The 7,011-nt window shown below is 69.5% G+C and carries 6 protein-coding genes; 4 read left to right on the forward strand and 2 right to left on the reverse strand.

All coding sequences use genetic code 11. The features are described 5' to 3' along the window. Nucleotides 1–61: 61 nt before the first annotated feature. Genes ACZ49J_RS14020 through ACZ49J_RS14030 form a run of 3 tightly spaced genes read left to right on the forward strand, consistent with a single transcriptional unit; the run spans nucleotide 62 to nucleotide 3,258 of the window. Nucleotides 62–1,312 carry an extracellular solute-binding protein gene (locus tag ACZ49J_RS14020; protein WP_467447907.1) on the forward strand — a complete coding sequence of 417 codons (1,251 nt, stop codon included), beginning with the start codon at nucleotides 62–64 and terminating at the stop codon, nucleotides 1,310–1,312. A gap of 3 nt (nucleotides 1,313–1,315) precedes the next feature. Then, a complete protein-coding gene (locus tag ACZ49J_RS14025; protein ID WP_467447908.1) occupies nucleotides 1,316–2,290 on the forward strand; it encodes a carbohydrate ABC transporter permease in 975 nt (324 codons plus the stop codon). A gap of 59 nt (nucleotides 2,291–2,349) precedes the next feature. Continuing rightward, entirely contained in the window at nucleotides 2,350–3,258 is a 909-nt protein-coding gene (locus tag ACZ49J_RS14030; RefSeq protein ID WP_468349163.1) for a carbohydrate ABC transporter permease, read from the forward strand. A 187-nt stretch (nucleotides 3,259–3,445) separates the two neighbouring features. Here ACZ49J_RS14030 and ACZ49J_RS14035 read toward each other — a convergent pair whose 3' ends face one another. Continuing rightward, complete coding sequence (locus ACZ49J_RS14035; protein WP_467447911.1) at nucleotides 3,446–4,237, reverse strand: DeoR/GlpR family DNA-binding transcription regulator; 792 nt, start codon at nucleotides 4,235–4,237, stop codon at nucleotides 3,446–3,448. 182 nt (nucleotides 4,238–4,419) lie between these two features. Here ACZ49J_RS14035 and ACZ49J_RS14040 point away from each other — a divergent pair, with 182 nt between their 5' ends. Then, entirely contained in the window at nucleotides 4,420–5,253 is an 834-nt protein-coding gene (locus ACZ49J_RS14040; RefSeq protein ID WP_467447912.1) for a class II fructose-bisphosphate aldolase, read from the forward strand. A 540-nt stretch (nucleotides 5,254–5,793) separates the two neighbouring features. Here the strand turns inward: ACZ49J_RS14040 and ACZ49J_RS14045 are convergent. Then, nucleotides 5,794–6,804 (reverse strand): DUF5914 domain-containing protein, encoded by a 1,011-nt coding sequence (locus tag ACZ49J_RS14045; protein WP_467447913.1) that lies wholly within the window; start codon nucleotides 6,802–6,804, stop codon nucleotides 5,794–5,796. Nucleotides 6,805–7,011 lie beyond the last annotated feature (207 nt).

A 7,011-nucleotide genomic window follows, 5' to 3' on the forward strand; every position in this document is an offset into this window, starting at 1 on the left:
AAACAAGCAACGAGCCGCATCATCGCAACTCCACGCCGTACGAAGAGAGGGTGGTAACCGCGTGAACCGGCACCTCGTAGGCACGGCCGCAGGCCTGACCCTGGCCTTGGCGCTCACCGGATGCGGCAAGGGGAGCTCCTCCGGCACCGACGACTCGGACGGCCGGACGATCAGCTTCGTGGCCGCGAAGTACGACGACGACACCCAGCCCTTCTGGGAGAACCTGATCGACGACTTCGAGGCCCGGAACCCCGGCCACAAGGTCAACCTGGAAGTCGTCGACTGGGAGCAGATGGACTCCAAGGTCAAGACGTACATCCAGACCAAGCAGCAGCCGGACGTCCTCAACTACAACAAGTTCTCGGACTTCGCCCGCGACGACCTGATCTACAAGGCGGACGAGGCGGTGTCGGCGAAAGTGCTCGACGACTTCCTGCCCCTCTTCGCCGATCAGGCCACGTACGAAGGAGTCCAGTACGGCCTGCCGTTCATCTCCAGCGCACGGCTGTTCTTCTACAACAAGGAGATCTTCGAGAAGGCGGGTGTCGCGGAGCCGCCGAAGAGCTGGGCCGAGGTCGAGGCCGCCGCCAGGAAGATCAAGAAAACCGGAGCGATCCCCCTGGGACTGCCGCTCGGACCGGAGGAAGCCCAGGGCGAGTTCGGCATCTGGTCGATGAACAACGGCGGCGGCTGGGTCGACGACTCCGGGAAGTGGGCCGTCGACCAGCCGGCGAACGTGGAGACCCTGACCTACCTGAGGAAGCTGACCAAGCAAGGCCTGACCCAGCCCAACCCGGAGACCACCAACCGCAAGGACGTCTTCAACCAGTTCGCGCAAGGCCGGATCGGCATGCTCAACGGCGCCGTCTTCATGCGCAAGGGCTTCATCGACCCCGTCGACAAGGACCTCGACTACGGTGTCGCGCCGCTGCCCAGCAAGGACGGCACCACCCACAACACACTGGGCGTGCAGGACTACCTGGTGGCGTTCAAGAAGGACGGAGGCAAGAACCGGGAGGCGGTCAACAAGTTCCTGGACTTCTTCTACCAGAAGGAGAACGCCTCCAGGTTCCTGTCCACCGAGGGATTCCTCTCGGTGACCAAGTCGGCCGGTGACGCGCTCAGTTCGGACGCCGACTACTACAAGCCGTTCGTCGACGCGCTGGCACGCGCCAAGTTCGCCCCGGCCGACAACCCGGGCTGGGCGGCTGTCGACGGCGCCGTGAAGCAGCAGATAGGCACCGCCGTGGCGGACGGCGATCCCCAGGAGGTCCTGGAGAAGATCCAGAAGACCGTGGAGAAGGCCGGCTGACGCATGGCCGTCCACGACATCTCCGTACGCGCCTCCGGGGACCGACGGGAGCCGGCCCCGGAGGGGGCGGCACCGCCCGGTGGCCCCGGCCGGAAACGGCGGCGCGGCCTCCGGTCCCTCGAACCACTGCTGTGGCTCGGCCCCGCCGTCGTCCTCATCCTGGCCATGGTGGTCTGGCCCGTCGTCGAAATGGTCCGCACCTCCCTGACCCGCATCAGCTCCACAGGACTGTCCCTCGGCTCCGCGGGACTCGACAACTACGCCGACCTGTTCGGCGAGGAGGAACTGCCGGGCGTCCTGCTGCGCACGCTGGTCTGGGTCGTCGGCGTCGTCGCGGTCACAGTCCTGCTGTCCCTGGGCCTCGCCCAGTTGCTCAACGCGCGCTTCCCTGGGCAACGGTTGGTCCGCTGGGCGCTCATCGTCCCCTGGGCGGCGTCCGTACTGATGACCGCGCTCATCTGGCGCTGGATGCTCAACAACTTCTACGGCGTCGTCAACCGCGTCCTGATGGACGTAGGTCTCCTCGACGAGCCGGTGAACTGGCTGGCCGACCCCGTCCTGGGATTCGCGGCGATGATGGCCGTGGCGGTGTTCGTGTCCCTGCCGTTCACCACGTTCGTCATACTCTCCGGGCTCCAGACCGTCCCCGCGGAGGTCTACGAGGCGGCCCGGATGGACGGCGCCGGGCCGGTGAGGACGTACCTCGCGGTCACGCTGCCGCTACTGCGGCCCTCGCTGCTGGTGGCCGCGATCATCAACATCATCAACGTGTTCAACTCGTTCCCGATCATCTGGTCGATGACCCGTGGCGGCCCCGGCTTCGCCACCGACACGACGACGACCTTCATGTACAAGCTCGCCTTCGACAACCAGGCCGTCGGCGAGTCGGCCGCGATGGCCGTCGTGAACTTCGCACTGATCCTCGTCGTGGTGCTGGCGTATCTGCGGGTCGTGCGGTGGCGGGAGGAGATCCGATGAGACCGCGCGCCACACATACCGGACCCTCGGCCGGGCGGACGACGCCCGGGCCGGAACGGATGACGCCCGGACTCGAACGCACGGCACCAAGGACCGTACGCACAGCACCAAGGACCGTACGCACGGCACCGCACGCCGCACGCACGATACGCACCGCGCTGCTCGCCGGGGCCGGATGGCTTCTCGCCCTGGTGTTCCTCTCCCCGTACCTTCAGATGCTGCTGACGGCGCTGAAACCGACGCCGGAACTCATGCACTCCCCGCCCTCGTACCTGCCGTCCGAATGGCGGTGGTCCAACTTCGCCGACGTCTGGTCGCTCGACGATCCGCCGGTCGCCGGCTCGCTGGGCTTCTCGCTGTACGTCGCCGGGATGTCCACGCTGCTCGCGCTGCTCGTCGGGCTGCCGGCCGCGTACTACACCGCGCGGCACCGCTTCAGAGGCCGCGGCGCGTTCCTGCTGCTGGTCCTGGTCACCCAGATGTTCGCGCCCACCGCGCTGCTGGTCGGCATCTACCGGGAGATGGTCAGCCTCGATCTGACCGACACCGGCGAGGCGCTGATCCTCGTCAACGCGGCGTTCAATCTGCCGTTCTGCGTCTGGATTCTCAACGCCTACTTCGCGAGCGTCCCCAGGGAGTTGGAGGAGGCGGCGTACCTGGACGGGGTCGGCCGGCTGGGGGCGCTGACCCGGATCACCCTGCCGCTGGCCATGCCCGGCGTGGTGACGGCGGTGGTGTACACCTTCATCGCCGCGTGGAACGAGTACGTCGTCGCCCTCACGATCACGTCCTCGGGGGACCGCACGACGCTGACCAAGGCCATCCCCGGGTTCGTCACCGCATACCAGGAGCAGTGGCAGTACCTCTTCGCCTCCTCGTTGATCGCCATCGTCCCGGTCGTGGTGCTGTTCATCTTCGTGGAACGCCATCTGATCAGCGGCCTGACGGCCGGCGGTGTCAAGGGGTGAAGCGATGAGGCCGGCCGACGACGCCACGGTACCGCCGCCCACGCGGCCGAACTCGGCCGGCAGAACGTGCCGTTGCGCGCCCCGGCATCCGGCAGGCCCGGGCTGCCGGGCCGCGGTCGGTCATGACGTACGGTCCGGCGGACGCCAGGTGACAGGCGCCGGGAACACCGTCCCGGTGCGAAGCTGTTCAGGCGCGGACGATCTCCACCCCGGTGGCGGCGAACGGCTCGATCAGCCCGTCGGGAGCGTCCTTGTCGGTGACCAGCACATGGACGTCCGTCAACGGGCAGATCCGCGCGAACGCCCGCTTGCCCAGCTTGGAGGAGTCGGCGACCACGACAACCTGTTGGGCGCGCCGCGCAAGCGCTCGGTTGATGCTGGCCTCACCCTCGTGATGGGCGGTCGCGCCATGCACGACGTCGATCGCGTCGACGCCGATGAAGACGTGATCCAGCGTGATCTCGGCGAGCAGCTCGGTGGCCAGTGGCCCGATCAGTTCGTACGAGGCCGGGCGCGCCACCCCGCCGGTGACGACGAGCTTCACATGCCGGCGTACGACCAGCTCGTTGGCGATGTTCAGGGCGTTTGTAACGACCGTCAGCGACGGCTCGGCGCCGCCCTCGGAGCCCAGGTCGCTCCTGGTCGCCAGTGCCCGCGCGACCTCGGTGGTCGTGGTGCCGCCGTTGAGACCCACCACCGCCCCGGCCTTGACCAGGCCGGCCGCCGCGTTCGCTATCCGCTCCTTCTCGGGGGCGTGACGCGCCGCCTTGTAACGCAGCGGCAGGTCGTACGCGATCGCGTTGATCACAGCGCCACCGTGGGTGCGGGTGACCATCTGTTGGCGAGCCAGTTCGTCGAGATCGCGCCGGATCGTGGCGGCGGACACCGCGAGTTCGGCCGCGGCCGCCTCGACCTCGATACGTCCGTCGCGCGTCAGCATCTCCAGCAGCGCGCTCCACCTGGCCTGCGGTGTCGCCATTCTCCGTCGCTCCCTGTCGGTGGTGTGGGTGCCATGAAACCACGGAACAGGGCGGACCGTTCTGTCGGGCATCGCATGTTTCAGTGCTGTTTCGATTCCAAAGCCGCAATTTCCCGCATCACCTTTCACGATTTCCGTCACTGCCGTGCCGGGAGCCGTCCTCCGGAAAGGCCATCCGCGCCATGCCCCTGACCCTCGCCGCCGACCTCGTCCGGGCGGCACACGAAGAGGGACGTGCCGTCGGTGCGTTCAACGTGATCACTCTTGAGCACGCCGAGGCGATCGTGGCCGGAGCCGAGGCCGTGGGCGCCCCGGTCATCTGCCAGATCAGCGAGAACGCGGTGCGCTACCACGGGGGTGCTCTCGCGCCGATCGCCCGCGCCACCGCGGCGGTGGCCGAGGCGGCCGCCGTCCCGGTCGCCCTGCACCTGGACCACGTCACCGACGAGGCGCTCTTGCGCCGCGCCGCGGACGACGGCTTCGGATCCGTGATGTACGACGCCTCGGCGCTTCCACACGACCGCAACCTGGCCGCCACCCGCGCCGCCGCCGAGTGGGCCCACGCGCACGGACTGTGGCTGGAGGCCGAACTCGGCGAAGTCGGCGGCAAGGACGGCGTCCACGCGCCCGGCGCCCGCACCGACCCCCGGCAGGCACGCGAGTACGTGACCGAGACGGGCGTCGATTCCCTCGCCGTCGCCGTCGGCAGTTCGCACGCCATGACCACCCGCACCGCACGGCTCGACCACGGCCTGATCGCCCGCCTGAGGGAGTCCGTTCCCGTTCCCCTCGTCCTGCACGGTTCCACTGGTGTGCCCGAGGACGAGTTGCGTCGCGCGATCGCCGCCGGCATGACCAAGATCAACATCGGTACGGCACTGAACATCGCCTTCACCGGAGCCGTCCGCGACGCCTTCGCCGGCAGCCCTCGTGCCATCGACCCACGACCCTGGCTCTCGGCCGCCCGTGCCCGTACGACGGAGACGGTGGCCCAGGTGCTGAGCGTGCTCGGGTGAACGCCTGTCAGGAGGCTTCCTCTCCGGTCCGCGTCGGGGGAGCCGGGGGTGCCTTCAGTACGCTCGGGTCTCCCGGTGTACGGGACCTGCGGGACACAGGCCCGGAAATGCCCCGGAACCGCTGGTCAGGCTGGGACACCGATCGGAGACATCGGGAGTGGGGACAGCGTGTCGACTCACCGCTCGGATGTGTCCCGAGGACGGCGCCTGACGGGCATCTTCCCTGGTCAGATGCCCTTCTTCTGCGACTGGAAGAACCCGGCTCCTGCGGTGATCAGCTCGCCAGGAGGTTTTTCGTCTGCTGGTGGTACAGCTTGTGTGGGGTTGCGACCAGGGAAAGCGAAAGCCGGATCTGCGATGCTGCCGACGGCCCGGGCCCGGTGGGGTACGAGGTGTCGCCGTCGGATCGACACCGTCACACACGGCTGGCGGAGGCCAGCCCTGGGGTGCTGGTGGTGCGGAGTACACACGGCGGTGTGTGGGGACTGGCCCGTGAAGGGTCCGGATCCCGGTTGCCGTGATCGGCGCGGTGAGTTGGAGTCAGCCCGGGAACCGGCCTGCCGAACGCAGCTGCCAGCGGCGTTCGGCATAGGCCAGGTCGTCCCGCCACAGCCGGGCCGCCGCGGTGCGCATCACCGGGCGGAGGAGCGGGGCTGCCCGGCGTACGAACGCGAAGCCGGGGCGGTGGGAGGCGGCCACCACGGCCTCGGTCACCGCCGTGCGCGGACGGCCCCGCTCGTCCGGCCCGAGCGGGGTCGCGTGGGTCTCCACCACGGAGCCGACGCCTTCCCCCTCGGTGATGCGCATGACGACGGTGCGCGGGTCAGGGGCGGTGAACACCGCCCGTACCGGCACCACCAGCCGCCCCGCCACCTTGAAGGAGACGTCGACGGTGAAGCGGTCGTCGGTGTCGTTCCTGCCGGGCGAGCCGACGACCGTGAGGTCGACGAACGAGTACGGGTGGAACCACGCCCCGTGCCACGGATCCAGACGGTTGGCCACGACGTCCTCGGGTTCACAGATCCCGGCGCCCTCGTACACGGCCGTCACGCAGCGCGCCGGATCGGGGCGGACCGGTACGACGGGGGTGTCCAGGGGTTCCTCCCCGCCGATCTCGTCGAGCCGCACCCAGACGAGGACGCCGTCGTCGTAGGCGGGCAGCGGGTCCCAGCCGGCGAACGGGGCCCCGTCGAGGGCGAGTCCGTGCCAGTGGCACACCAGCGTCCCGCACCGGACCGGGCTGTGGGCCAAGGGCGCCCCGAGGTGCGGGCAGACTCCCGGCCCGGCGAGCAGCCCGCCGTCGGCGCCGCGCCAGACGACCACCTCACGGCCCGCCACCGTCCGGGACAGGGGATGGTCGCCGCGCAGCGCCGCGGTGGCACCCACGACGTACCAGTTCCCGGACGGCCGAGCCTGCGCCCGCTTCAACGCCCGCGCGATGAGGCCCGGTTTGGCGTCGCGCCAAGTGGGCCGCTGCCGGTCCCACGGGACGGGCCTGCGGCGCAGCGAGAGGGGCAGACGGGCACGCCGCGCGGACGGTTCGGAGCTCACGGCACCTCCTCGGAGACGGGTAGGACCGGGACGACGTCCTGCGTCAGCCGCGCCGGCGTGCCCTGGCCGACTGGGGGCGTCGTGTTCGTGGGTGTGTCCGGGGCGGCGGGTGGCGTCGTGTTCGTGGGTGTGTCCGGGGCGGCGGGTGGCGTCGTGTTCGTGGGTGTGTCCGGGGCGGCGGGTGGCGTCGTGTTCGTGGGTGTGTCC

The sequence above is a fragment of the Streptomyces sp. NPDC030840 genome (assembly GCF_055572015.1).